Source organism: Pelagibius sp. (assembly GCF_965227505.1).
GTDB lineage: Bacteria > Pseudomonadota > Alphaproteobacteria > Kiloniellales > Kiloniellaceae > Pelagibius.
The window spans coordinates 1330071-1355788 of record NZ_OZ245757.1 but is presented as its reverse complement, the minus strand read 5'-3'; the positions used below and the strand labels follow the sequence as shown (position 1 = coordinate 1355788).

Below are 25718 nucleotides of genomic sequence, written 5' to 3'. Positions count from 1 at the left end.
ACCGGCTGCCCGATCCCCGGCTTGCCGGTGGCAACAGGAAGGGAATCACAGGCTCCGTGCTTTCATACTTAGAGACCGCCCGGTCTGGCGGTTTATTCCCCGTGATCACGCACTGTTTCAACCCGCCGCCCGGGCGTGGCGTTAACGCTCCGCTAAGCCCCGTTCAGGCATTTAGAAGGGTGGCAGGGCCCGCCGTGCGTGTTGGTCAGGGGGCGGCCCTTTTTCGCAGAGATTGCTGACGGCCATGCGATGGATTGACGGACTCTCAGCTCTTGCGATCGGCGCCCTCGCAACCTTGCTGGTGGCGCAACCCGCCGTCCGTGCGCTGGAAGGCCCGGCTCTGGATGGCCTATTCGCGCTGCGCCACGCGCTCTATGGTCAGCGTTACCTCCGTCAGGCATCGCCGACCGTCGTCATCGGCATCGATCGCGAAACGCAACTGCGGCCGCCCTTTGACCGGGTGCCTGTCGAGTTGTGGACGCCGCAGGTTGCGGAGGTCATGGCCGCCGTGCGCGATGGCGGCGCCGCGGTCATCGCCCAATATCACGGCTTTACGGCTTCGGGCGAAGCGGCGGCGCCGGGTTACGATGCGGCCTACGCCGCCTTCCTCAGCGAGGCCGGGCAGGCAGGCCAGTTGGTTCTCGGCCGCCGGGCGCCCGGGCCGGACCGTCTCTCACCGCTGCCCGATCACGTTGCCGCAGTCGGTGGATACCGGAACGTGCGGCTTGCCGAGTTGCGTCCCGACGCCGATGGGGTGGTCCGGCGGATCGCCCTTTATCACGCGTTGACCACGCCCAGCGGCGTCGCGCGGCTGGAGCCTTCGCTGCCGCTGGAACTGGCGGCCCGCGCCCTTAACGAGCGGCCGGAACTGGTGTCGGGACGGGACATCAGTCTTGCCGGCCGTCCGGTGCCGGGCTCTGCCGCCAATGCCTTGATCCTCAATCCCGACAGTGGCAACGGCGGTATTCCGGTCTATTCCTTTGCCGACCTGCACGCCTGTGCCGCGCAGGGAGAGAGCAGCTTCTTTGAGCAGCGGTTTCGGGGCAAGGTCGTCTTGCTGGGGCGGCTGGAGGCGCCTGCTCCCCGTCATCTCACCTCCGCCCGCTTCCTTGAAGACCGCAGCCGCGCTCTGCATTCGGGCCGTTGTCTGCTGCCGGTGATGCGCAGCCTGGCGTCGCTGGGCGGGCCGACCGGCACGGCCGATGTGGTGGTGGCCGCTACGGCCGTGAACAACCTGCTGCGGGGGGAGGCGATCAACAGCCTTGTCGCACCTCTCGGCCTCGTCGTCGCCGGCCTTCTGGCCCTCGCCGCGGCGATCGCTGCGCTTCGGATACGGGTCTGGCTGGTGTTGCCGGGCATCCTCGTCTTTGCGGTTGCCTGGGTTTATGCGGCTGCGACGGTGCTGGACCTTGAGGCCCGGCTGATGCCGCTCGTGCAACCGCTCGTGGCGGTATTCACCAGTCTCCTGCTCGCCCTTGTCTACCGCTACGTGCCGCGGCGGCGGCGTCTCGCCCACGGCTGATGGGCGGCTGAAGAAACACCGCGCGTCTCTGCGCCTGAAGCCTGCGGTCTGCCGTCTTCTGTTTGAGCCAAATCAAGGCTTTGCTTCCGGAAGGCGGAGAAACTTGGAAGATCAGTCGCATCGCTCGAGGAGTAATTGCAATGTCTGGGAGCCGGACCCGCCCGCTTGCCTTCATGTCAGTCCTGTCGGCCGCCGTCCTTGCCGTGACGCCGGTCCTCGGCCAGTCGTCCGAAGAGGAGTGGGGACCGGTTCTGCGGGACCAGATGCTGGTCAGTTACGACTGTGAGGTTGCATTCTTTTCGCAGGTTGCCGAGCGCAACGTGAACGGGGAGGTGATCGTCATCGCCAAGGTGCACTGCCTCGACAAGCGCACCTTCGACGCCTTTCGCCCCGGCTCGTTCGACGTCTTCGAGGTTAATCCCTGCGAAAACCCGGAAAACCGGGTTTGCTAGCCGCCAGGAGTCACCGCAGCTAGGCGGCCTTCTCTCTCTCGAAAACGGCTGGCAGGGCCGGCATCAGCAGGCGGAAAGGCACCAGCATAAGGGCCGTCATGGCAAGCTTCACGGCGAAGTCGCCAAGCGCCCAGGTCTGCCACGGCAGACCGGTGCCGGCAAAGGCGATCGACCAGAACAGGGCCGTGTCCACCGCCGAGCCGAGAACGGACGAGACCAGCGGCGCCCGCCACCAGAGGCCGGCGCGCAGCCGGTTGAAGACGGCGACGTCGAGCAGCTGGGCGACGAGAAAGGCCGAGCCGGAGGCAACAGCGATCCGCGGGTCGGCCAGCCAGAGCGAAAGGACCACCGCCAGAGCGAAGCCCGCGTAGATCACGCGCCGGGCCGCGCGCGGCCCAAGGGTGCGGTTCGTCAGGTCGGTGACCAGAAAGGCTACCGGATAGGAAAACGCACCCCAGGTCAGCCAGTCGTTGATCGGGAACTGGACCAGGTAGTTCGACAGCGCAACGATGCCGGCCATCGCCGCAACGCCGGCGGCGATGCCCCTGGCGGAAACACTGAGGGGCGCTTGGCTCATGGGTTCGGTCCTGGCCTGGGGGTGTCTGCGCGGGCCCCGCCCGCAATCGGCGGATGTCCTATCAGATCGCACAGACGGCGGCCAGCAGGAATCCGCGCCTTCGCCCCCGTCTCATGGGATGGCGGGGTCAGGCGATGACAGGCAGCGGCTGGTGCCGGCCGAAGGTGTTCACGGCCGGCGGCAGGTCGAGCCAGCCTTGCGCCAGGGTCGCATAGAGCTGGCGGAAATCCAGGTTGTGGATCAGGTCGCCTCCCTGCAGATCGCCGACCGGGGGCTGGCGCCCGTAAAGCCCGCCGCGCAGCTTGCCGCCGAGCAGGAAGTGGGGGGCCGCGGTGCCGTGGTCGGTCCCGCCGCTGCCGTTTTGGGCCACCCGGCGGCCGAACTCCGCGTAGGTCACCACCAGGCAGCGGTCCCAGGCGCCGGCTCTTTTCAGGGCCTTGGCAAAGGCGTTGAGGCTGGCGGCGAGATCGGTCAGCAGGCGCGGATGGCGCGCCGCCTGATTGGCGTGGGTGTCGTAGCCGTTGTGCTGAACCTTGATGACCGCCGCTGGCGCCTGCGCGGCGATCACGGCGGCCGCGAGGCGAAGCTGCCGGCCCAGGGGTGTCTTGGGGAAATCGGCCTTGATCTCCTTTGCCTGATCGAGGGCCGTCGTGAGCCGTCCCGCCGCGTCGCGGGCCTGGCGGCGGACCGCCAGGATGTGATCCAGCGCCGGGTTTGCGCTCGCTGCGTCGCGACCGTCCAGCAGACGCGCCGCCGTCTTCAGTTGCCTGCTGTCCTTAAGGACGACCGGCGGCAGGGCCTCGCCGGCCAGCGGGCCGATGGGGCCGCCCAGGACAACCCCCAAGGTTCCCAGGCCCGGCGGCAGGCCGCCGGCTTCGGTGATTGCACGGTGCAACCACCCGTCCTGCAAGGTCTGCTCGCTCGCCGAGGCGGTGTTCCAGATCTCGATGGAGCGGAAGTGGGAGCGGTTGGGCCGCGGATATCCCAGACCCAGCACCACGGCAAGCTCGCCGGCCTGCCAGTGGGGCATCAGGGGCTTGAGGTTGGGGTGCAGCCCGAGGGTTTCGTCGAGCTGCAGAACGCGGTCGCGTGCGATGGCCAGCTTCGGACGCGACCGGTAGTAGGCCGGGTCGGCATAGGGCACCACCGTGTTCAGTCCGTCGTTGCCGCCGCTCAGTTCGACCAGGACAAGGGTCTTTGCTAGCCCGCGACCCTTCGCCGCCACAGCACCCGGTACCGATGGCAGCGCCAGGCTCAGAGGAAGGGCGGCGGCGCCCTTCAGCAGGCTTCGGCGCGGAATGGCGGCCATCTTTCGCCTCCTTCTCTCGGGGCTTTTCATTTCAGCTGATACGCCGGATCGCCGAGCAACTGGCGCACCTGGGCGCCGCTGGCATAGCGATCGAGGATCTCGGAATCGACCGGCGCAATTGGCAGCAAGAGCATCGTCACCGCGTCGGCGCGGCGCCAGGCCTCCGGCAGGTCCGCAACCCAGGTATCGAACATCCGGGCCCGCCGCGTCTCGCCACGGTTTGCCGAGCTTTGCATGCCGGCCGGCGTGGCCGTGGCCTTGCCGCCGCCGGTGATGCGCTCCAGCAGACTTTGACGGTCGACCAGGCTGCTCGCCGTGATCCAGGCCGTACCACCCGGCCAGCCTTTGACGTTCGGCGGGTCGAAAAGGTTCTGGCCGAGCCGGCCGGAAAGGCGCACCAGATCCTCGTAGCGTTCGACAGGCAGGTCGAAGAGGCGGACCGTGCCAACGAGGAACTCGACAGGCGACTTTATCAGGCGGCCACGGTTTTCCGGCGCCCAGAACGGGTCACTGGCAAACAGCGCCGCAAGCAGCGGCTTGATCTCATAGTCGGCTTCGCGAAAGACAGCGGCAAGCCGTTCGACCTCCTGCGGATCGGGGTCTTCGGATATGAACTGGCGCCAGAGCTTCTCGACGATAAAGACGGCGGTGCGCGGATGGTCAAGCAGGACCGTGATGACGTCGTCTCCGTTCAGCCGCCCTTGCGCGCCAAGAACCGATTTCATGCCGTCGTCGTGCCAGCGCTGGCGAAAGGTGAAGCTGGCGTCCTTGCGGTCGACGCTCCATCCGGTAAAGGCGCGCGCGGCGTCTTTGATGTCCGCTTCCTGATAGTGACCCTCGCCGAGGGTGAAGAGTTCGAAAAGCTCGCGCGCGAAGTTCTCGTTCGGCGCTTGCTTGCGGTTGCGGGCCCCGTCCAGATAGACAAGCATCGCCGGGTCGCGGGCGACCGCGCGCAGCAGACGCCCGAAGTTGCCGAGCGCCTCTTGCCGCAGCAGGCGGTTCTGACGGTACATCAGAACCGGCGCCTTCACCTTCCTCAGGCCGGAGGTGAAGTGGTTGTGCCAGAACAGCGTCATCACCTCGGTGAGAGGGCTGGCGGTGACCGCCATCTCCTCGAACCACCAGGCCTTCAACTCGAGCGCCTGTTTGCGCAGGTGCCTGCGCAGCGCCTGCTTTTCTTCACGCGTCAGGTCCTTCATGCGCGGCGGCGTCCAGTCCGCTGTCCAGCCGGGCGCCGGGGTCGCAGCTTCCGGGACCGTGGCGCCGAGAATGCGGTCGATTGCCGTTTCGCGCGAAAGAGGTAGCAGTGCGTCAATGGTTTCCGGTTCGGCGGCGAACCCGCTGCGCACCAGAAGATGTCGGGCCTCGTCCCGGCTCAAGGCGGACGCAGAGGCTGGCAGGAGCGCAGCCAGCACAATCACTGCGGCGAAAACGAAGCGGACCTGGTCGCGCATAGTCGTCATTCCGGTGTTCGAAAAGCCTCCGTCACTGGTGGGCGGGTGCAAAAAAGAGCCCGGACATGCGAGTTATCCTCATTATACGCCCTTTGCGAGGCTTTCGTCCCCCATTGCTGTTGGGCTAGCTTCTTTGGGCCGTGGCCGCAGGTTTGTTTTCGGGGGAGTAGTTTTTGCCGTCCGCCAGTGGTTGGGGATCGAAGGGCCGGGCCCGATGTGTCCGGACAAGCCTTTCGACCCTGCTCTTCTTGTTGTTCGCAGGTTTTGTTTCTCCGGTTCCTGCTCAAGACCTTGCGCTTCCTCCAGCGCCTTTCAAGGTGCTGCCCGAGGGCACGCTCATGGTTTGGGAAAACATGGACACCGGAAAGCGGGTGGAGGGCGTGGTTGGCCGAACGGTCGGCAAGATCGTCAGCTGGATCTGGGAAGGCAAAACCTTTGCGAGCTGGGGGCACGTCTGTATCGACTGTGTCGCCGCCGGCGTTTCACCCGACGGTGGAGTGCTCGGTCTTCTCTATCCTCTGGAGGTGGGAAAGACCGTGTCCTTCACCCGCAACTGGGGGGGGCAGAGCTGGAACGACCGCATCACGGTCACGGGCACGGAGCGCATCGAGGTTCCGGCCGGAACCTTCGATACCTATGTCCTGCTGCGCCAGTCAGAGCAGGTGGGCAGTGACTGGCGGGCGGAGCAGCGCAATTGGTTTGCGCCGGATCTGGGCTGGGTTGTCCGCTTTGAGGGATTCAACAACCGGGGCTCGGGGGAGCGATGGCAGGCGGTCCGCTTTGACTGAGCCGCCGCACCGTCGATTCCGGCCTTAACCCACAGGAATCCGCAGTTTTCCACATATCTGGTCCTAGACAGCCATAATATCCCCCTATATTGTGCTGAAATTCTGTCGCCGTACGACATATAGTATTTTGTACCAAATGTAGCATTAGACGTAGAGGCAAACGCATGACTTGGACCGAAGAACGTGTTGCCGAACTCATGCGGCTCTGGGAAGCCGGTCGCAGCGCTTCGGAAATCGGTCGCCTGCTGGGAGTGTCAAAGAACTCGGTCGTCGGCAAGGCCCACCGCATGAAGCTCGCGGCGCGGCCCTCGCCGATCAAGCGGGGCGGCAGCGCGACGAGCCGCAGGGCAGCAGTGCCCGCCGCGCCGAAGCCGGCGGTGCGCGTGGCGACCCAGCCCAAGATCGAACGGCCTGTTTCAGCGCCGGCACCGGCGCCTGCCGAAGTGCGCCGGCAGGCGCCGATCGCCCGTCGAACCGGTGGCAAGGGCCCCAACTGCCTTTGGCCGATCGGCGATCCGGGCGATGCGGATTTCCATTTCTGCGGCGCCCCGGCGGTGCCGGGTAAGCCGTACTGCGCCGAACACTGCGCCAGGGCCTATATCGTGCGCAGCAACCGCTCGGATTCGGAAGCGGCCTGACGCAGCCGGGACGGCTTAGGAGTTTTGGTGATCTATCGTGCCCGGCGCTTCGCGTCGGGCACGATTGCTTTCAGCCGTGGACGACCCGGGCTGCGCCGCCGCGGCGGGGGTCGCCCGCGGCGCTGAAGGTTCCTCCGGCGCGCCGCGCGACGCCGTGAACGCCGCCGAAAAACAGGTTGTGCTTCGGCCAGTCGATCACCTGGTATCCCCGGGCCGACAACAGCTTGCCGCCGCCGGCCGCCAGCCCGCCTTCCAGGTTCGCAAGCTTACCTTCCAGGTGAAGGCGCGGGGCCTCGGTGGCGGCCTGCAGTTCCATGCCGTGATCCAGCAGGTTGGTCAGCACCTGCAGCACGGCACTGCGGATCCGGTTCGACCCGCCGGAGCCGATGGCGAAGAGGGAGCCCTTCGCGGTCCTGGCGAGGCTGGGCGCCATCATCGAGGACAGGCGGCTGTCGGTCGGCCAGTGGTGGAAACCGCCGCGGTTCAGATCCTCTTCGCCCAGCATGTTGTTCAGTGTGATACCGCTGCCCGGCAATTGCCGCCCGCATCCCTCTCCGTTGGACAGGCTCATGGCGGCAAGATTGCCGGCGGCATCGACGACGGAGATGTGCGTGGTGCCGCGGGTGAAGCTGGCATGGCCGGCAACCTCGCCGGCATAGCGGTCGAGCAAGGCGGAGTCGAAGAGCCGCTCGGCGGCTTCCGATTCCTCCGCTTCGCCGCTCGCCTGCTCCAGGCGCGCCTCCACCCGCGCCTTGTTGGTCAGGTCCATGACCCGCGCCATGAGCAGCAGGTGCTCTTCGCTGATCGGCTCCAGCCGTCCGGGCTCCTCTGCCCCCAGAAGATGCAGTGCAAAACCGATGAGAATGCCGCCGCAGGAGGGCGGCGGGTTCGTCAGGACCTCCGCATCGCGGTAGCGGCAAAGGAAGGGCCGCCGCTTGATCACCTGATAGCCGGCCAGATCGTCCGCCGTGAGCTGACCCCCGCCGTCGCGGCAGAGAGACACCAGCCGCTCCGCCATGTCGCCTTCGTAGAACAGCGCCTCTCCTTCGTGGGCCAGCGCGTCCAGGCTGTCGCCCAAGTCGGTCTGGCGAAGGATCTCGCCGGCGCCCAGCAACCCGCCCGAAGCTCCGGTAAAGAGGCTGCGCGAACCGGCCTCCGCCATGAGAATCGGCGCGACGACGCTGAACAGGTAGGCGTCGATGGGCCGCACCTCGACCCCCTCGCGCGCCAGGCGGATGGCAGGCGCCACAAGGCGCGGCAGCGGCATGCTGGCGAGGTCGCGATGGATGGCGAAGACGCCGCGCACCGCGCCGGGTGTAGCCATGGCGCCAAGGCCGATGTGGAATTCCTGGGTCGCGGTTCCGAAGTCCGCATGGATCGGATAGAAGTCGAGCGCTTCCGCCGGGGTGCGTTGCTTGGGCGTCTGGACGAAGAAATCGTAAAGAACCGGGTCGGCACCGTCCGCCTGGGCCAGCAGGAAGCCGCCGCCGCCCAGCGAGCAGAGCACCGGCTCGGCAACGCAGGAGGCAAAGAAAGCGGCCAGCACCGCGTCGAAGGCGTTGCCGCCCTCGCGCAGAACCTCTTCCGCCGCCGCAGCTGTCGCCGGGTGGCCGCAGGCCACGGCCCCCAGCGGCCGACCCGCGGCGGTTGCCTTGCCAGACGTCATAGACGGTGCCCTGTCCCCTGTTCCCTATGCTTCTCGCGGGGCGCCGGTTCGAACGTCGCGCGGCGGCCCTTTGTTGTCCGACAGGGTGGGCACTTTCGGCTGCCTTGGCAATGCTTTCGCGGCCGGCGCTCAGAGCAGATCCCCGGCCTCCCGCTGGAAGGCGAGGTAGCGTTCGTAGCGCGCGAGCAACAGCTCGCGCATCTGCGTATCCGGCGCGATGGTGGCCTCGCTGGCCGGCTTGGCGGACAGGCAGGCCGCGGCCTCCGCATCGCCTGCCGCCACCCGGCCGAGGCGGGCCGCGCCGAGGGAGGCGGCAACGTCGCGGCCACTGGGCAGGTCGACCGGACGGTCCAGCAGGCTGGCGATCATCTGGCACCACAGCCGGTTCTGCGCGCCGCCGCCGACGATCTGCAGGTTCTCCGGCTTCAGGCCGACTTCGGCTTGTGCCTCCAGACACTCGATGAACTGGAAGCTGACACCCTCCATCACGGCCCAGCCGAGCATGCCGAGATCGGTCGAGAGCGAGAGCCCGGCCAGGAGGCCGCGGGTCGCCGGGCGGTTGTGCGGCGTGCGGATGCCGTTGAGGAAGGGCAGCATGACCGGCGCCTCGCCGGCGCGGCCCTCGGCCCAGAGGCGGTCGGCTGCGCCGGCTATCTCGGCCAGGCTCTTGCCAGTGATGCCGAGGACCCAGTCGACGCTGGCGGTCGCCGCCATCACGCAACCCATGGAGAGAAAGGCTTCGGGGGCGGCATGGGCGTGGGTCAGCACCGCCTTGTCGGGCAGCGGGCGGTACTGGGAATCGACGATGCAGACCACGCCGGAGGTGCCGATGGTGATGATGGCATCGCCAGGCCGGGCGACGCCGACACCGACGCTGGCGGCCATGTTGTCGCCGGCGCCGGCGGCCACCGGCGTTCCCGCCGGGATCTTCCAGTGCGCCGCCAGGTCCGGCAGCAGATCGCCGCCGGAAGCCCAGGAGTCGATGATCGGCGGCAGCCGGTCGGCGCTCCAGCCGGCTGCCTTGCAGAGTTCGTCGCTCCAGCGCCGGCTTTCGGTTTCCATCACCAGCATGCCGCAACCGTCGGAGGGTTCGGTGGCGCGTTTGCCGGTGAGGCGCAGGCGCACGAAATCCTTCGGCAGCATGACGCAGTCGGTCTTCGCGAAGACTTCCGGTTCGTGCTTGGCCAGCCACAGCAGCTTGGGCGCGGTGAAGCCGGGGTCCGGCGTGCAGCCGCTGCGGTGGCCGATGTCGGGCGCGCGCCGCAGCAGTTCATCGCATTCCTCGAGCGCGCGACCGTCGTTCCAGAGGATGCCGCTGCGCAGGGCGCGGTCCTGATCGTCGACAACGACGGCGCCCAGCATCTGCCCCGAGAGGCCGATGCCGCGTACCTGGTTCATGAGGTCCGGGTGCTGCAGCGCCAGCTCGTCGAAACAGCTCCGGGTCGCCGTCCACCAGTCGTCGGGGTGCTGCTCGCTCCAGCCCGGGTGCGGCCGCGAGACCTCCAGGCGATAGGACGCAGAGGCATGGATGTGGTCGTCGCCATCGGCGACCACGACCTTGACGCCGGAGGTGCCGATGTCGATGCCCAGATACATGGCGTTCTCCCTCAGGTGATCTGTTCTTCTTTAGTGTTTATGCGCGCGCCTTGCCCTGGGGGCGTTCGCCGGCGGCGGCGAGAACGGCCTGGGCCGTATCTTCGTCGGAGATGAAAACGTCCACTGCCCCGGTGCCCAGTGCCGCCGTCAGGATCGGCACCTTGTTCGCGCCCCCGGCAGCGAGGATGACCGAGTTCATCTCGAAGAGGTCGCCGAGCCCCACGCCGATCACCCGGTCGTTGATGGGATGGTCGACCAGCCGGCCCTCGGCATCGAGGAACTGGCCCAGGATGTCCCCGACAGCGCCGGCTTCGATCAGTTCCTCCACCGTGATGTCGCTGGGCAGGCCGTCCTTCACCAGGATCGATTGCTTGCTGGTGTCGCCGGCCGCCATGGTGACGGCGTCGACTCGGCGGATCTTGTCCAGCACCGCGCGGAAGACGTCGAGGCCCATCAGCGTGTCGCGGCTCTCCTTCGAACCGGCATAGAGCGGCGCCGTGAAGTAGCTGTGCTGTGCGGCACAGAGGTCGGCGAGGCGCGTGGTGACTTCAAAAGTATTGATGTCGGAGCCCTTGGTCATGCCGCCCATCATGGAGACGATCTCCAGATCCGGGCGGTGCACCGGCTCCATGAAGCGGGTCGCCAGGTTCAGGGTGTTGCCCCAGGACATGCCGAAGAGCGTGATCGCCGGATCGGCCAGGAGGCGCGTCAGGTGATGGCCGAGCGCGGTGCCGACGATGGTCTGCACGTTGCCGGGGTCTGCGGGACTGGGGACGATGTAGGCCTCGGCGAGGCCGAAGCGCTCGCGCAGGCGGGCGTCCAGGTCGACACTGCTGGCGAAGGCCGAGTTGATGGAGATCCGCACGATGCCCAGGCGGCGGGCGTCGGCCAGGGCCTTGTTCACGCGCAGGCGGGTGACGCCCAGGCGTTCGGCCACCGCCCCCTGGGTCAGGCCCTCGACGTGGTAGAACCAGGCGACGCGGGTGAGGAAGCGTTCCTCCTCGTCGATCTGCAGCGTCTTCGATGCTCGTGCCACGGCCATCGTTCCCTCTATCCGCGCGCGTCCAGGATCGCGTCCGCCAGCTCCTGGAAGCCGGCGGCGCTGCGGCCCTGGGTAACCCATCGCGGCGGCGCTTCCAAGGCGAAGTCGCGCACGTTGGCGACCCCCACGGAATGCTCGAAGACGGCGAACATGGGCTGGTCGTTGGGGGAGTCCCCGGCGAAGACGATCTCCGCGTTGGCCGCGTCAAGGTCGAGATCGAAGCGCTCGGACAGGCAGCGCCGCGTCATGGTCAGCTTGTCGTACTGCCCGAACCAGCCGTTTACATGGATGGAGCTGACTTTGGCGGTGGCCCCTGCCTCCTCGAAAAGACGCACGATCTGTGCCACCGCGTGGTCCGGAAGGGGCGCGACGTCTTCGCAGAAGTCGATGGCCAGATCGGCGAGGCGGTAGTCCTGGTCGGAGGCGATGCCGCTGCCTGGCACCGTCTCCAAAATCCGCTGACGCAGCTCTTCCAGCCGGCGGCGGTCGGCGGCGCGTTCCTCGGCGGACTTGGCAAAGCCTTGGTGCATGCGCCGTTCGCTGCGGTCGTAGGAGAAGTAGAGGGCCCCGTTCTCCCCGACCACGGCATCCACCGGCCACATGCGGGCGATGTGGTCGCACCAGCCGGCCGGGCGGCCGGTCACCGGGATGACCTTGAGACCGGCGGCGGAGAGCCGTTCCATCGCGGCAAGGCTCGCCGCCGGCAGGCGCCCCTCGTCGGTCACCGTATCGTCGATGTCGGTGAGCAAGAAGCGCAGGGCGCGGCGCGCTTCCGCCGGGAACTCCGCCAGGGGACGCATGGCCGCTACTTCACTGCGCCCATGGTCAGCCCGCGCACGAGCTGCTTGGAGGCGATCAGTGCGAAGATGATGACCGGGATCACGATCAGCGTGCTGGTCGCCATGATCTTGCCGTAGGGCAGGTTGTAACCCTCCATGAAGCCGACGGCGATCGCGGGCGCCGTCTTGGCTGCGGTGCGGGTGAGCACGAGCGCGAACATCAGCTCGTTCCAGGAGAAGATGAAGGAGAAGATCGCCGAGACCGCGACGCCGGGCGCCGCCAGGGGCAGGCAGATGGAGCGGAAGATGCGGAACTGGCTGGCGCCCTCGAGAACCGCGGCTTCGTCCAGCTCGCGCGGGATGGAGCGGAACTGGTCGGTGCAGATCCAGATCACGATGGGCAGGTTGAAGGTCAGGTAGATCAGGATCAGCACGATGTGGGTATCGAGCAGTCCGAAGAATTTGACGATCAGGAAGAACGGCAGCGCGAGGACGATGGGGCTGACCATGCGGTTGGTGATGAACCAGAACCAGAGGTCGCGCTTGCCGCGGAACTCGAAGCGGGCGAGCGCATAGGCTGCCGGTGCGCCGAGCACAAGCGCGAGCACGGTGGTGCAGACCGCGACGATGAGGGAGTTGATGAGGCTCGCCCCCACCTTGTCCTCGAACAGCACCTCGACGTAGTTGGCGAGGGTGGGGGTAAAGGTCCAGACCGGTGGCGAGGCGAGGGCGACCACCTGATCCTTCAGGCTGGTGGTGACCATCCAGTAGAAGGGAAAAAGGCAGCAGAGGACGATGGCGATGAGCAGCAGCGCCTGGGCGATGAGGCTGCGGGTGGTCATTGCTGCACCTCGCGGTAGATCAGGCGGATGTAGAGCTGGCTGAGGACGATGGTGATGATCAGCAGGATGATCGCCTGGGCCGAGGCAAGACCCTGGTCGAAGACCCGGAAGCCGACGCGCTGGATCAGCAGGCTGATCAGCTCGGTGGAGGAGCCGGGTCCGCCGCGGGTCATGGTGAAGACCATGTCGAAGAGTTTCAGAGTGTCGGCGGTGCGCAGGATCAGGATCGCCGTGAGGCCGGGAATGAGGAAGGGCAGCTGGACATGGCGCAGCACGACCCACCACTTCTTGGTTTCCAGGCGCGCGGCTTCCTCGATCTCTCCCGGCACCGTGGTGAGGCCGGCCAGCAGCACCAGCGCGCAGAACGGCGTCCACTGCCAGACGTCCCAGAAGGCGATGGCGATGAAGGCGTTGGTTGGATTGCCGAGCCAGTTCACCGGGTCGAAGCCGAGGAAGCCGATCAGCTGGTTCACCACACCGTACTTGAGATTGAACATGATCTGGCCGAGCAGGCCGACCACGGCGTAGGTGGTTGCCATGGGCACCACCAGCGAAAGCCGGGTGAGCGTTTTCAGAAAGCCAAGGCCGGGGCGGTGCAGGAGCAGTGCGATGCCCATCCCGAGGATCAACTGCAGCGGCAGCACGATCACCAGCAAGGTCATGGTGCGCTGCATGGCGTCCCAGAACACAGGGTCGCTGAGAACGGTCTGGTAGTTCTCCAGCCCGAGGAAGGGCGTGCGCCGCAGGTTGGTGAGCTGGTACTTGTGCAGCGAGGTGTAGATCGCAAAGGCCAGCGGGACGATGCCGATCAACACCAGGCTCAGCACGGCGGGGCCGAGAAAGCCGAAGATCGTCAGTCGGCTGACACCGCCCGTTTTCACGGTTCCCCTCTCATAACGCTGCGCCGGCTGTCGTTCCCGGCCATGCAACTGCCCGTCCCCGACCCCGCCGGGACTCGGGACTGTGGGAGGAACTGTAGCAGAAGCTTTGTCTTCAGCGCTCACGGGAAGAAAAGGAAAGGGGGACGCAGGTATCGGGCGTCCCCCTTTCCCCCAGGGAGGTTGAGCTTGGAGGTTGCGCTTATTGGGCCAGCGGTTTCTCGCCGCTGTAGTAGCCGGCGTCCTCGAGCACGGCTTCCATGCGCTTGCCGAGTTCTTCGGCCCCTTCCTCGATGCTGACTTCACCCAGCATGATCCTGGTCCCCCATTCCTGGACGATCTCGGTGATCTCCGGCCATTCGGCGAAGCGCGGGCGGAACTCCGGCACGCCGTCCTGCCAGGACTCCACCAGGGCATCGACGTACTGGTACTGCTCGGCAACGCCCGGCAGCTTGTAGACGCTCTGGCGCGCCGGCACGCCGCCCAGCTCCAGGTAGCGCTTGGCGTTGGCCTTGGAGGTCACCCACTGGATGAAGAGATAGGCCGCGGCCTGCTCGTTCTCGTCGGCCTGGCTCGCCACCGCCAGGGAGAAGCCGCCCAGCGCCGGCTTGCGCCCGGCCGGGCCCTTGGGCTCCGGCGCCACGCCGAAGCAGTCGCCCAGCTTGGAGGTTTCCGGGCTGGTCAGCGTGGAGTAAAAGGCCGACCACTCGGTGATCATGGCGACGTCGCCCTGAGCCAGGGCATTGACGGTTTCGGCATGGTCGTAAGCGACGATGCCTTCGGGCATGTACTGCATCAGATCCTGACGGAACTTGAGACCCGTCTGACTCTCTGCGCTCAGCAGGTTGGACTTGAACTCGTCATCCAGGAAAGAGCCTCCGAAGGGCCAGAGCATGCGGGCAAAGCTGTCCGCCGACTGGGTTTCGTTGCGCTTGGACTGCAGGGCGAAGGCGTACTTGCCGTCCTTGGTGAGGGCGGGCCCGTAAACGTTCTTCAACTCGTCCCAGGTTTGCGGCGGCCCGTCGAAGCCGGCTTCCTTCAGCATGCAGGCGTTGTAGAACAGCAGGCCGGAATAGTTGTCGAAGGGCAGACCGTAGACCGTGCCGTTCCAGGCGCCGAAAGCGTTCAGCACCAGCGGGAAGAAGTCCTCCATGTCGAGCTCGGGATCGGCGAGGTCCGGGTTCGAAGTGAACTTCTCCAGCGGCACGATCCACTCGTTCTCGGCGAAGTTGCCGATCCACACCAGATCGATCAGGGCGATGTCGAGATCGCCGCCAGCCACGAAGTCGCGGACCTGCTCGCCGAGGGCGTTCTCATAGGGATGCTTGATGATGTTGACCTTGATGCCGGTCGCTTCCTCGAACTCCGGCAGCATCTCTTCGGCGGCTTCGTAGCCGGGCCGCAACAGGAAGACGACGTCGACCGTCGTCCCGGCGTAGGGCTTCGCGGCTTCCTCGAGCGACCATCCGAAAGCCGGGCCGGTTCCCAGCGTCAGGCCGGCACCCAGCGCCACGCTCGTTGCAGCGCCGAACGCCAAGCCACGCAGTGTCGATTTCAGCATGACCTCTTCCTCCCTTGATGTTTTCAGGCCTTGTTGTCTTTCAGGACACCATACAAATGTCTTAGATCATTTACAATTGTTTTTGTGCGTGCTAGCCATAGACTGTCTGCGCGCTTTACTTCAGAGGCTCGCAGCGCGAAGGCCGCACGCAAGAAGGCCGCGAAATGAAGCTCGGGCTTTAAGCCAGGGGAGGAGCAGGTGGCGCGCGTCGCCTTTGCCAACGTCGATAAGTTCTATGGTCCGGTTCAGGCGCTCTCCGACGTTTCGCTGGAGATCGAAGATGGCGAGTTCGTCGTCTTCGTGGGGCCCTCCGGCTGTGGCAAGTCGACGCTTCTGCGCTCCGTTGCCGGTCTCGAGTCGATTTCCTCCGGGGTCATCGCCATCGGCGACCGGGAGGTTACCCACGTGGCCCCCTCGGACCGCGGCGTGGCCATGGTCTTCCAGTCCTATGCGCTCTACCCGCACATGACGGTGCGCGCCAACATGGAATTTGGCATGAAGATCAACGGCGTCGCGGCTGCCGAGCGCAGCGCGCGGGTCGCCGAGGCTGCCCGCGTTCTGCAGTTGGAAGACCTGCTAGAGCGCCGGCCCGCGCAGTTGTCCGGCGGCCAGCGCCAGCGCGTCGCCATCGGGCGCGCCATCGTCAAGGAACCCCAGGTCTTTCTCTTCGACGAACCGCTCTCGAACCTGGACGCCAAGCTCCGGGTGCAGATGCGTGTCGAACTGGAAGCGCTACACGAGCAGCTCGGCGCCACCATGATCTACGTGACCCACGACCAGGTGGAAGCCATGACCATGGCCGACAAGATCGTGGTGCTGAACGAGGGGCGGGTCGAGCAGGTGGGCCCGCCCATGGACCTCTACAACGCGCCGGCCAGCGAGTTTGTCGCCGGCTTCATCGGCGCCCCGAGCATGAACTTTCTTTCGGTGGCATTGGTGCCCGGCGGAGACGGCGACCATGTGACCTACGGCGCGGTCCGGATCCCGCTCGGGCGGACGCTGGGTCTGGCGCTGGGCCACGACGGTCCCCTGCGCCTGGGCATTCGCCCGGAACATCTGCGCCTGACCGAGGCCGGTGCGGGCACGCTGGATGTCGATGTCGAGGTGACGGAGGCCCTGGGTGGCGAAACCTACCTTTACAGCCGCACCGGGGAAGGCGACCGATTGGTGATCAAGGCCGACGGCGATACCGCGCTGTCGCCGGGGCATAAGATCGGACTGGCTTTGGACCCCAAACGTCTGCACCTTTTCGGCGCGGACGGGCGCAGCCTGCTGACGTGAGTGCGGCTCCTGGGACGCCGGCTGCGAAGGCGCGAGTGAAGGAAGCGCATGTCTGAGTGGAAACGTCAGCTAGAAGACCTGGTGGCGCCGGCAGTGGCGCGGTCGCGCTACATCGACCGCATTGTCGTCGACCGCGGTGCCCTTGCGCAGGCCGGCGCGGTCTTCAAGGAGAGCTTCGCGGCGCAGCGGGCTTTTCTCGTCGGCGACGAAAACACCTTCGCTGCGGCGGGTGCAGGGCTCGCGGGCGCTCTCGAAGCAGCGGGCATCGCCGTCGAGCGTCTGGTGCTTCCGGCCTCGCCGCGCCCGAAGCCTACGCTTGCGCTGGCCCGCGAAATCCAGGCGCACTGGCAGGCGGCAGCTGCGGAGGCGGTGCCCGTGTCCCTGGGTTCGGGTGTGATCACCGATCTCGTCAAGCATGCGGCCTTCATGGAAGGCCGTCCCTTCTTCTGCGTTGCCACCGCCGCCTCCATGGACGGCTATGCCAGTGCCGGCGCGCCGTTGGTCGAGGACGGCTTCAAGCACACCATTCCCTGTGCGCCGCCGCGGGCGATCCTGGCGGACCTCGACGTGATCGCCGCCGCTCCGTCCGAGATGACGGGCTGGGGCTATGGCGATCTTGCCGGCAAGGTGCCGGCCGGCGGGGACTGGATTCTGGCGGACGCGCTGGAGGTTGAGCCCCTGGATGCGGTCGCCTGGCCCCTGGTGCAGGACCGGCTGCGCGACTGGCTGGCCGACCCGGCGGCTCTGGCGGCCGGCGACGCGGCGGCGACGGCGGGCCTCTTTGCTGGGCTGACCGTGACCGGGCTGGCCATGGAGTTTCACGGTTCTTCGCGACCGGCCTCCGGCGCCGATCACCAGATCGCCCACCTCTGGGAGATGGAAAACCTCAGTCACCAGGGGCAGCCGGTCTCCCATGGAGCCTGCGTGGCCATCGGGTCCCTTGCGACGCTGGGACTTTTCGACTGGCTGCTGGAACAGGATCTGACGCTTCTGGACCGGGATCGGGTCCTTGCAGCGAGGCCCGGCCCGGAGGCGATTGAACAAGCCATTCGCGACGCCTTTCCCGAGCCGGCGGTGGCCGCGCGCGCGCTGACCGAGACCATGGCCAAGCTGCCGTCCCGTGCGGCCCACGCTGAGCGGCTGGACCACATCGCTGCGGTCTGGCCGTCGTTGCGCGCCAAGCTGAAGGCGCAGTTACTGAGCGCCGCGGAGATGCGCCGCCTGCTGGCCACAGCAGGCGCGCCCAGCAGCGCCGACGCGATCGGCCTCGATCCGGCGCGCACCAAGGCAACGGTGCTGCGGGCGCGCTTCATGCGGCGGCGCTATACGGTGCTGGACTTCCTGGCCGAGACCGACCTGCTGGCGGCGGCGAGCGAAGCGGTCTTTGCGGCCGCGCCGGCACCCTAGGGTCCCCTGAGGACGCAGCGACGAGAGGGAGAAGTTGCCCATGGCGCAATGGCAAAGCCTGGCCGAACAAGGCGTTGCAGAGCTTCGCGGGGCGGTGCTGGCGGTGGACGAAGATGCGGCCGAATCCGTTGTCGATGCCATCGCCTCGGCGCAGAGGATCGCACTGCATGGCGTCGGGCGCGAAGGCCTGATGATGAGGGCGCTCGCGATGCGCCTTTTCCATCTTGGCCTTCAGGCGCATGTGGTGGGCGATATGACGACGCCGCCGTTGGGCGCCGGCGATCTTCTGCTCGTCTCGGCCGGGCCCGGCCACTTCGGGACGGTCGCCGCCCTTGTCGCGACCGCCGCCGCCGCTGGTGCCCGCACCGCCTGTTTCACCGCGCAGCCTGACGGCGCCGTACCGCAAGCCTGCGATCTGGTTGTGGTTCTGCCGGCGCAGACCATGGCCGATGATCGGCGTCCGGCGGCAACGTCGGTGCTGCCGATGGGATCGCTCTACGAAGGCGTTCAGTTCATCGCCTTTGAACTGCTGGTCCTGCGTCTGCGCGACCGCCTCGGCGAAACCGCCGAGACCATGCGCGCCCGGCACACGAACCTGGAATAGGGAGCGCGCCATGCCCGATACCTCCGATCACGAGCGCCGGAAGACCTGGGTCGACCGCTTCTCGCTCGACGGCAAAAAGGCAGTGGTGACCGGCGCCACCAAAGGCATCGGCTATGAAATCTGCACGGTCTTCGCGGAAGCCGGCGCCGACATTGTTGCCGTGGGCCGCGACCAGGCGGGACTTGCGGCGGTCTGCGAAGCGGTCGAGGCCAAAGGCCGGCGCTGCCTCGGCGTCAGGGCCGACCTCGCCAGTGTCGACGGGGTCGGCGAGGCCGCATCCTTGGCGCTCGATTACTTCGGTTCCGTCGATGTCCTTGTCAACAATGCCGGGGTCGCCCTGGTCGCCCCGATCCTGGACGCCAGCGTCGAAGACTGGGACCGCACCATGGCGATCAACCTGCGTGCACCGTTTCTGCTGGGCAAGGCCTTCGCACCCGGCATGATCGCGCAGGGCGGCGGCAAGATCATCAACATCTCCTCCCAGACCGGCGTCATCGCGCTTCCGGACCATGCGGCCTATGCCACCTCCAAGGGCGGCCTCAACGCCCTCACGAAGTCGATGATGGTGGAGTGGGCCCCGCACAACATTCAGGTGAACGCGATCTGTCCCACGATCATCCTGACCCCCATGGGCCGCGAGGTCTGGGGCGATCCCGCCAAGGGGCAGCCGATGCTCGACAAGACGCCGCTGGGGCGCTTCGGCGAACCGGTGGAGGTCGCCGACCTCGCCCTCTACATGGCCTCCCCAGCCTCCGACCTGATGAACGGCGCGATCGTGATGCTGGAAGGCGGCTTTACGGCTACGTAGAAGAAAGGCCGGAAAAGCCACTGAAAAACATAGAAAAAATTCTAAGCGCCACAAGGGCGCCCGGGTGCCTTCCTTAACCACGACAATAAGAAAAGCCTTAACCCCTCGTCTCCACGATGATCGCTTCTCGGGGGAGACCGCCGGGATTCTGCCACCCCATGACGGGGCCGGCGCGGGCCGGTCTGGGCAGGGCCCCGGCAGAGAGGAGCCGTCATGGCAGACTACAGAGAAGAGGGGGAAGGGATCGTTTCCACCGGCCTGCTGGGCCATACCCTGCGGCTGGCCGCTGCTGTCATGGTCACCGGTTTGGTGGTCGTGCTGCTGGTCGACCGCAACGATGGGATGGCCGGGCTTGGCGATGCCGGGCAGGCTGCGCCCCAGGTCGCAGCAGCGCCCGATCCGGTTGCCCAGGCCGGTAGCGAGATCGTGCTCAAGGCCGGCGCCCATGGTCATTTTATGGTCGATGCGACGGTGGACGGAGAGGTGCTGCGCTTTCTCGTGGACACCGGCGCCAGCTCGATTTTCCTGACGCCGCAGGATGCGGAGAGGATCGGCTGGTCCAAAGAGCGTCTGACCTTCAGCCAGCGCTATGACACGGCCAATGGAGAGATCCGCGCCGCTCCGGTAGAGTTGCGTTCGGTGCGCATCGGCCAGTTGGAATTCTACGACCTGCCCGCGTCGGTCGGTGAAGCCCCGGGCTCGATCTCCCTGCTCGGGATGAGCTTCCTGAAGCGCTTCGAAAGCTACGAGTTCCGCGGCGACACGATGATCCTGACTTGGTAGCGCCTCACGCTGTAAGCGTCTGACCGAGGTCTGGGAAGCGCCAGGGATGGGCCGCCTCGAAGGCGCGCGAAGCCCGCAACACCAAGGCATCCGCATAACGCGGCCCGACAATCTGCAGGGCCACCGGCAGGCCCTGGGTGGTGAGACCGCAGGGCAGGGCGGCGGCCGGTTGTTGCGTCAGGTTGAAGGGATAGCTGAAAGGCGTCCAGTCCGGCCAGCGGGTCATGCCGCTGTCCGCCGGCACCTCCAGGCCCGCTTCGAAGGCCGGCAGCGGCAGCGCCGGCGTCAGCAGCAGGTCGTAGTCGCCGTGGAAACGGTTGGCGGCGACAATGAAGGCTTCGCGGCGGGCGACGGCCTCCAGGTAATCGAGCAGGCTGTAGCGGGCGCCTTCTTCGGCGATCTCCCGGAAACCCGGATCCATCTGCGCCTGCGCCGTGGCATCGAAGCGGCGCATCAGGTTTGCCGCACCGGCATACCAGAGGCAGCGGAACACGGCATCGGCGCCTGAAAAGTCCGGTTCGGCAAGTTCCACTTCGGCCCCCAGTTCGGCAAAGCTCCAGGCGGCCTTGGCCACCAGGGCCGCCACCTCCGCATCCACGGCATGACCGCCGAGGCTCGGCGCGTAGGCGACCTTCAGCCCCTCGATGCCGTCGTTGAGACCGTTCATGTAATCGGTGGCGTCGTAGGGCAGGCTGTAGGCGTCGCGCGGGTCGGGCTCGGCCAGCACCGACAGCAGCAGCGCTGCGTCGTCGACACTCCGGGTCATCGGCCCGACGTGGGAGACCGTGCCGAAGGGGCTGAGCGGATAGGCCGGCACCCGTCCGAAGGAAGGCTTGATGCCGTAGGTGCCGGTGAAGGCGGCCGGGATGCGGATGGAGCCGCCGCCGTCGGTGCCCAGTGCCAGGGGGCCCATACCGGCCGCCAGGGCCGCCGCGGCGCCGCCGCTGGAGCCGCCCGGGGTCTTGTCGGGGTTCCAGGGATTGCGGGTGATGCCGGTGACCGGCGAGTCGGTGACGCCCTTCCAGCCGAATTCCGGCGTCGTCGTCTTGCCCAAGATGACGGCGCCGTGTTCCCGCAGCCGGGCGACCGCGGGCGCATCCTCACTCCAATCCTGCGCGGGGTCGGTCGCCTTGGACCCCCGCAAGGTCGGCCAGCCCTGGGTCAGCAGAATGTCCTTCACTGAGGCTGGGCAGCCGTCCAGGCGGCCGCGCGGCGCACCGAGACGCCAGCGCTCCTCCGACTCGCGGGCTGCCGTCAGGGCGCCCTCGGCGTCGATCAGGTTGAAGGCATTGAGCGCGGGATTGGCGGTTTCGATCCGCTCGAGAACCGCTTCGGTGACCTCCACCGGCGACAGCTCCGCGGAGCGGTAGGCCGCCAGAAGCGCGTTTGCCGTCATCATTGCGATCTCGGTGCCCATAGACCGGTCGGCCCCCTTCCTGCCCGCGCATAACTGCCGTCTTCGGCATGCAATTCCTCGCATGCCGGGCCAGAGTCTGTCGAGAACGCGGGCTTTTCGTGTACTGAGGTCGCTTTTCCCGCCGCGAAACCGGGCTTTGCCCGAAACTGGCCACTTTCTGCCTGTAGGCTAAGATGGAGGTGGAATAGGGGCCCGCCTTCAAGCGTTGTGAAGCCGATCCCCCTGAAGCGGAGAACGATCATGCGCGCGTCACGAAAAGCCTTCATTCCCGCCGCTTTCGCAGCGGCCCTGCTGTTTGGAGCGGGTGTTGTTCTGGCGCCCTGCTGCACCGCCTTCGCCGCTGACTCGCAGCTCAACGAGAGCGAGCGTGAAGAGCCGGGCGAACTGGCGCGGGAAGGCCTGGAGCAGATGATGCGCGCGCTTCGGCTTCTGGTAGACAGCATACCTCAGTATGAACTGCCGGAGATGCTCGACAACGGTGACATCATCATCCGGCGCAAGGACCCGGAGCGTCCCCGCAAGCCCGAGGACCCCGAGATCGACGAGACGGCAACCTAGGCAGCCACCCGCCTGGCGTCATCAGGCGGTGGAGCGTCGCGCGGCGCAGATGCTCGCGCAGACGTTTGCAAGGGAGGGCTCGGCTTACCCCGGCGCGTCGGCTAATCTGGGGTATCGAGTCGGTGGCCGCGCGGGAGCATCCGCCGCTGCGAGCCGGAGCCGCCGGTCATCGCCGGTCATGAGGGGGAAACGCATGGACAATCAGGATCCTTTTGCCGGCCTTGACGAGGGCCGCCCCGCCTGGGACGCCCTGGGGGCCTTCGTTCCGGCGCCGCAGCCCGAAATCGACGGAGCGACGTCCGGCCCGTTGGCGGGACTCAGTTTTGCGGCCAAGGATATCTTCGATGTCGAAGGCTATGTGACCGGCTGCGGTAACCCTGACTGGGCGCGCACCCACGGGGCCGCGACTGCGCATGCCCCGAGCGTGACCGCGCTCCTGGATGCCGGCGCCCGGCTGGTCGGCAAGACGGTGACAGACGAACTGGCCTTCAGTCTGAACGGCCAGAACCATCACTACGGTACGCCGACCAACGTGAATGCGCCCGGGCGCATCCCCGGCGGCTCTTCCTGCGGTTCGGCCTCCGCCGTTGCCGGAGGTCTGACAGACACGGCCCTGGGCAGCGACACCGGCGGTTCGGTGCGCATTCCCGCCAGCTACTGTGGGATCTTCGGCATGCGGCCCAGCCATGATCGCATCGCCCTGACCGGTGTCATGCCCCTGGCGCCCAGTTTCGACACGGTGGGATGGTTTGCCCGCGATGCCGAACTGCTGCGGCGGGTCGGTCTGGTGCTGCTGGGGACCTCCGGTGGCCGCGTGGATCGTTGGCAGCGCCTGCTGGTCGCCGAAGACGCCCTGGCGCTGGCGACCTCGGCCGTTCAGGCGGCGCTGGTGCCGCTGATCGAGCGCCTGAACCAGCGCATCGGATCGCGCAGCGTGGTGCTCGCGGCGGGTGAAGAGCTCAGTTTGGAGGACTGGATGTGGCACTTCCGCCACCTCCAGGCGCGTGAGATCGTCGCTACCCATGGGGACTGGATTGCGGAGACGAAACCCGCTTTCGGGCCTGAAATCCAGGAGCGCTTCGACTGGGCGCACAGCATCACCGAAGAGCAGGCGGAGGTGGCGCGGCCGTTGCGGGACGCCTTCACCGCGCGCCTGAGCGAGCTTCTGGGTGATGATGCCCTGCTGGTGCTGCCGACGGCTCCGGGCATTGCCCCGCGCGATGACGGCGATGCCGAGGCCTTGCGTGCCCACCGCAGCGCCGTTCTATGCCTGACCAGCATCTCCGGCCTGTCGCGCCTGCCGCAGGTCACCCTGCCGCTGGCCCGTGTCGAGGGCTGCCCGGTGGGGCTCTCGCTGATTGCCCCCTATGGCGCCGACGAGGACCTGCTGGCCTTTGCCGAGGCCCTCTGCCGCAGCGGCGAGGAAGAGCCGGCGCTCTGAGCGCCGCGGCGTCCTCACGCGGCGTTGACGGTCTTGCTGCTGACCCGCTCGGCCGGTAGCCGGGCCGCGATCCGGGTTCCTTTGCCCAGTTCGCTTTCCAGCGTGAGGTGGCCGCCGTGCACGTCCATCAGCGCATGGCACAGCGGCAGCCCCAGGCCGGTCCCCTCGTGCTTGCGATTGAGGCTTGATTCGACCTGGGTGAAGGGCTCCATGACCCGGACCTGATCGGCCGGCGCGATACCGATGCCGTCGTCGACGACTTCGAAACCGGCGCCCTCGTCCGGTGTGGCCCAGGCGCGCACGATCACGCGACCGCCCTCGGGCGTGAACTTCACGGCGTTGGACAGAAGGTTGATGAGAACCTGCTTCAGCCGGCGCTGATCGGCCGTGACAAGGGCCAGGGGCGCGCTGAACTCGGATTCGAGGGCGACCCCGTTGTCGCGTGCGCGGGGCCCGATCAATCTGAGCCCGGAAGCGATCACGTCGCGCAGGTCCACTTCCTCCTCGTGCAGCTCGATCATTCCCGCCTCGGCCTTGGAGACGTCCAGGATGTCGTTGATGATGGCCAGGAGGTGGCTGCCGCTTTCGTGGATGTTGTGGATGTAGTCGCGGTAGTTCTCGTGACCCACCGGCCCGAAAACCTGTTTGTCGATGAGTTCGGAGAACCCGATGATGGCGTTCAGGGGCGTGCGCAGCTCGTGGCTCATGGTCGCCAGGAACTCGCCCTTGGTCCGGTTCGCCAGCTCGGCGGCCTCCTTGGCGCTCATCAGTTCCTGCTCTGCGGACTTGCGCTGGGTCACGTCGCTGAGAGAGCCGGCCATGCGGTAGACGCGCCCGTCCGTATCGCGCAGCCCGAGGCCCCGGGCCCGCATCCATCGGTACCGGCCGTCATCGCCGCGCATGCGGTACTCGTGATCGTAGTACGCGCTTTCGCCGCGCAGGTGTTCGCGGATCAGCCGGCGCACGGTCTGCAGGTCTTCGGGATGCACCCGCTCGAACCACTCCGCAGAGGGGATCGTGGGACCGAAACCGGAGATGCCGGTGATTTCGCGCAGGCGGCGGGAAACGTAGATGCCGTTGATTTCGTCGCCCCATTCCCAGATGCCTTCATTCGCGCCCTGCAGCGCCAGTGCATAGCGCTGCTCGCTCTTGCGCAGCGCCTCTTCGATTCTCTTGGTTTCCGTGATGTCGGTGTAGACCATCACGTAGGCCCCGTTGGCCAGCCGCCGCGTGCGCATCTCCAGCACGCAACCGTCCGGGCGCAGGCGCTCCATGCGCGACTGCTGGTTTTCGAGAAGGGTCGCGGTCCGCCGTCGGATCTCTTCTTCGACGTCGACGCTGCCGTACTCGCCCCGCGCCGCGTTGAAGCGCACGAGATCCTGGAAGGTGGTGCCGCTGCGCATCAGCTCATAGGGAATGCCCAGCAGCTTGCTGAGTTCCCGGTTGAAGACGACCAGCCGGAGGTCGGCATCGAAGATGCAGACACCCACGGGAAGGCTCTCGATGATCGCATGAACCAGCTTCGTTTTGTTGTCGGCGGTCTGCTCGGCCGAGGTCTTCGCGCTCTGCAGGGCTTCCTGGGCGGCGGCGATGAGGCAGATGATACAGAGCAGCGTCAGGCCGGTGTGCAGAATGACGCGCCACTCGCTGTCAATCTGAACGGCGTCCCAGGAAGGGGCGGTGAAGAGCTGCGTCAACTCGGTCAGCAGGTAGGTTGCGAAGACCATCAGCGGTCCGGCGCAGAAGATCGAGGCCAGCCGGTGCTCCCTGCGGTAGCGGCGCCAGAAGAGCAATCCGGCCGCGCCCACCGCGGCAACGGCGCCGAGGCGAAGCGCCAGGATGACCGGCAGGGGCACGACGGGATGAGCAAGGCAGATCGCGGTGCCGATCAGAACGACCGCGATGGCCACCAAAAGCGGGGTCAGATAGATGCGGTGACCCAGGAAGCTGAGGGATCCGCCCAGCAGCAGCAAGGCGGTTACCGCCTGGCTGCCCTCGTGAATGGCAACCGCGCAGTCGGGCCAGTACAAGGCTGAGGCCGCAAGGGCGGCGAGGCCCAGCGCCTCGACGCCGAGGGCGGCGGACCACCAGCTGAGGGCGGGGGCGAAATCGCCGCGGCGGGCAAGGGTGAGCGTCATGACGGCCAGCATGGCCGGCGCCATGGCGGTGACCAGGATCACCGTTGCGAAGGAAAACTGCATTCCGCCAAAAGGCATTAAGGCACCAACCCCGACAGCAAGGCTCCCCCATCGGCGTCGCGCCGCCGCGGGCAGGCAGAGGCCGCGCAGTCGGCGCGCCGGCAAGAGGGCGCGAGG

At 66.9% G+C, this 25718-nt stretch carries 23 protein-coding genes; 11 read left to right on the top strand and 12 right to left on the bottom strand.

The genetic code is table 11. The features are described 5' to 3' along the window. Positions 1-244 precede the first annotated feature (244 nt). Both ACO06P_RS06510 and ACO06P_RS06505 read left to right on the top strand, forming a co-directional pair. Positions 245-1522, top strand: a complete 1278-nt coding sequence (locus ACO06P_RS06510) for a CHASE2 domain-containing protein (protein WP_420349195.1) — start codon at positions 245-247, stop codon at positions 1520-1522. 140 nt (positions 1523-1662) lie between these two features. Beyond that, positions 1663-1974 carry a hypothetical protein gene (locus tag ACO06P_RS06505; RefSeq protein ID WP_420349194.1) on the top strand — a complete coding sequence of 104 codons (312 nt, stop codon included), beginning with the start codon at positions 1663-1665 and terminating at the stop codon, positions 1972-1974. Between the two features lie 19 nt (positions 1975-1993). On the opposite strand, the gene ACO06P_RS06500 is transcribed toward ACO06P_RS06505, so the two are convergent. The 3 genes from ACO06P_RS06500 to ACO06P_RS06490 form a co-directional block, all read right to left on the bottom strand. Further along, on the bottom strand, positions 1994-2551 hold the full coding sequence (locus tag ACO06P_RS06500) for a queuosine precursor transporter (RefSeq protein WP_420349193.1): 558 nt from the start codon (positions 2549-2551) through the stop codon (positions 1994-1996). Positions 2552-2678: 127 nt separating this feature from the next. Beyond that, positions 2679-3860 carry a DUF1501 domain-containing protein gene (locus ACO06P_RS06495; RefSeq protein ID WP_420349192.1) on the bottom strand — a complete coding sequence of 394 codons (1182 nt, stop codon included), beginning with the start codon at positions 3858-3860 and terminating at the stop codon, positions 2679-2681. A 26-nt stretch (positions 3861-3886) separates the two neighbouring features. Further along, positions 3887-5314 (bottom strand): DUF1800 domain-containing protein, encoded by a 1428-nt coding sequence (locus ACO06P_RS06490; RefSeq protein ID WP_420349191.1) that lies wholly within the window; start codon positions 5312-5314, stop codon positions 3887-3889. A 338-nt stretch (positions 5315-5652) separates the two neighbouring features. On the opposite strand from ACO06P_RS06490, the gene ACO06P_RS06485 reads away from it, so the two are divergent. Further along, on the top strand, positions 5653-6102 hold the full coding sequence (locus ACO06P_RS06485; protein WP_420349190.1) for a hypothetical protein: 450 nt from the start codon (positions 5653-5655) through the stop codon (positions 6100-6102). A 164-nt stretch (positions 6103-6266) separates the two neighbouring features. Then, positions 6267-6740, top strand: a complete 474-nt coding sequence (locus ACO06P_RS06480; RefSeq protein WP_420349189.1) for a GcrA family cell cycle regulator — start codon at positions 6267-6269, stop codon at positions 6738-6740. Between the two features lie 70 nt (positions 6741-6810). On the opposite strand, the gene ACO06P_RS06475 is transcribed toward ACO06P_RS06480, so the two are convergent. From ACO06P_RS06475 to ACO06P_RS06445, 7 genes are all read right to left on the bottom strand, one after another. Then, positions 6811-8406: a gamma-glutamyltransferase family protein gene (locus ACO06P_RS06475; protein ID WP_420349188.1), complete on the bottom strand. Its 1596-nt coding sequence runs from the start codon at positions 8404-8406 to the stop codon at positions 6811-6813. 129 nt (positions 8407-8535) lie between these two features. Beyond that, complete coding sequence (gene xylB / locus ACO06P_RS06470) at positions 8536-10002, bottom strand: xylulokinase (protein WP_420349187.1); 1467 nt, start codon at positions 10000-10002, stop codon at positions 8536-8538. Between the two features lie 37 nt (positions 10003-10039). Next, positions 10040-11038, bottom strand: a complete 999-nt coding sequence (locus ACO06P_RS06465; protein WP_420349186.1) for a sugar-binding transcriptional regulator — start codon at positions 11036-11038, stop codon at positions 10040-10042. A gap of 14 nt (positions 11039-11052) precedes the next feature. After that, entirely contained in the window at positions 11053-11844 is a 792-nt protein-coding gene (locus tag ACO06P_RS06460; RefSeq protein WP_420349185.1) for an HAD family hydrolase, read from the bottom strand. 5 nt (positions 11845-11849) lie between these two features. Next, positions 11850-12665, bottom strand: a complete 816-nt coding sequence (locus ACO06P_RS06455) for a carbohydrate ABC transporter permease (protein WP_420349184.1) — start codon at positions 12663-12665, stop codon at positions 11850-11852. Beyond that, positions 12662-13546, bottom strand: coding sequence for a carbohydrate ABC transporter permease (locus tag ACO06P_RS06450; RefSeq protein WP_420349183.1), 885 nt, complete (start codon positions 13544-13546; stop codon positions 12662-12664). Before ACO06P_RS06450 ends, ACO06P_RS06455 begins: the two co-directional genes overlap by 4 nt. Positions 13547-13745: 199 nt before the next feature. After that, a complete protein-coding gene (locus tag ACO06P_RS06445; RefSeq protein WP_420349182.1) occupies positions 13746-15104 on the bottom strand; it encodes an ABC transporter substrate-binding protein in 1359 nt (452 codons plus the stop codon). Between the two features lie 198 nt (positions 15105-15302). On the opposite strand from ACO06P_RS06445, the gene ACO06P_RS06440 reads away from it, so the two are divergent. The 5 genes from ACO06P_RS06440 (at position 15303) to ACO06P_RS06420 (ending at position 19987) form a co-directional block, all read left to right on the top strand. Next, positions 15303-16385, top strand: coding sequence for an ABC transporter ATP-binding protein (locus tag ACO06P_RS06440; RefSeq protein WP_420349181.1), 1083 nt, complete (start codon positions 15303-15305; stop codon positions 16383-16385). A 48-nt stretch (positions 16386-16433) separates the two neighbouring features. Continuing rightward, complete coding sequence (locus ACO06P_RS06435) at positions 16434-17792, top strand: iron-containing alcohol dehydrogenase (RefSeq protein ID WP_420349180.1); 1359 nt, start codon at positions 16434-16436, stop codon at positions 17790-17792. 40 nt (positions 17793-17832) lie between these two features. Next, positions 17833-18396 carry a 6-phospho-3-hexuloisomerase gene (locus ACO06P_RS06430; protein WP_420349179.1) on the top strand — a complete coding sequence of 188 codons (564 nt, stop codon included), beginning with the start codon at positions 17833-17835 and terminating at the stop codon, positions 18394-18396. A 10-nt stretch (positions 18397-18406) separates the two neighbouring features. Beyond that, positions 18407-19204: an SDR family NAD(P)-dependent oxidoreductase gene (locus tag ACO06P_RS06425; protein WP_420349178.1), complete on the top strand. Its 798-nt coding sequence runs from the start codon at positions 18407-18409 to the stop codon at positions 19202-19204. Positions 19205-19417: 213 nt separating this feature from the next. Further along, positions 19418-19987, top strand: a complete 570-nt coding sequence (locus ACO06P_RS06420; RefSeq protein ID WP_420349177.1) for a retropepsin-like aspartic protease family protein — start codon at positions 19418-19420, stop codon at positions 19985-19987. Between the two features lie 4 nt (positions 19988-19991). On the opposite strand, the gene ACO06P_RS06415 is transcribed toward ACO06P_RS06420, so the two are convergent. Continuing rightward, positions 19992-21404, bottom strand: a complete 1413-nt coding sequence (locus tag ACO06P_RS06415) for an amidase (protein WP_420349176.1) — start codon at positions 21402-21404, stop codon at positions 19992-19994. Positions 21405-21644: 240 nt separating this feature from the next. Between ACO06P_RS06415 and ACO06P_RS06410 the strand changes: the two genes are divergently transcribed. Continuing rightward, positions 21645-21962 (top strand): hypothetical protein, encoded by a 318-nt coding sequence (locus ACO06P_RS06410; protein WP_420349175.1) that lies wholly within the window; start codon positions 21645-21647, stop codon positions 21960-21962. Between the two features lie 193 nt (positions 21963-22155). Beyond that, the gene (locus tag ACO06P_RS06405) at positions 22156-23403 is read left to right on the top strand and encodes an amidase (protein WP_420349174.1); all 1248 of its coding nucleotides are present in this window, start codon (positions 22156-22158) and stop codon (positions 23401-23403) included. A 14-nt stretch (positions 23404-23417) separates the two neighbouring features. Here the strand turns inward: ACO06P_RS06405 and ACO06P_RS06400 are convergent, their stop codons facing one another. Continuing rightward, entirely contained in the window at positions 23418-25604 is a 2187-nt protein-coding gene (locus ACO06P_RS06400) for a PAS-domain containing protein (protein ID WP_420349173.1), read from the bottom strand. Positions 25605-25718 lie beyond the last annotated feature (114 nt).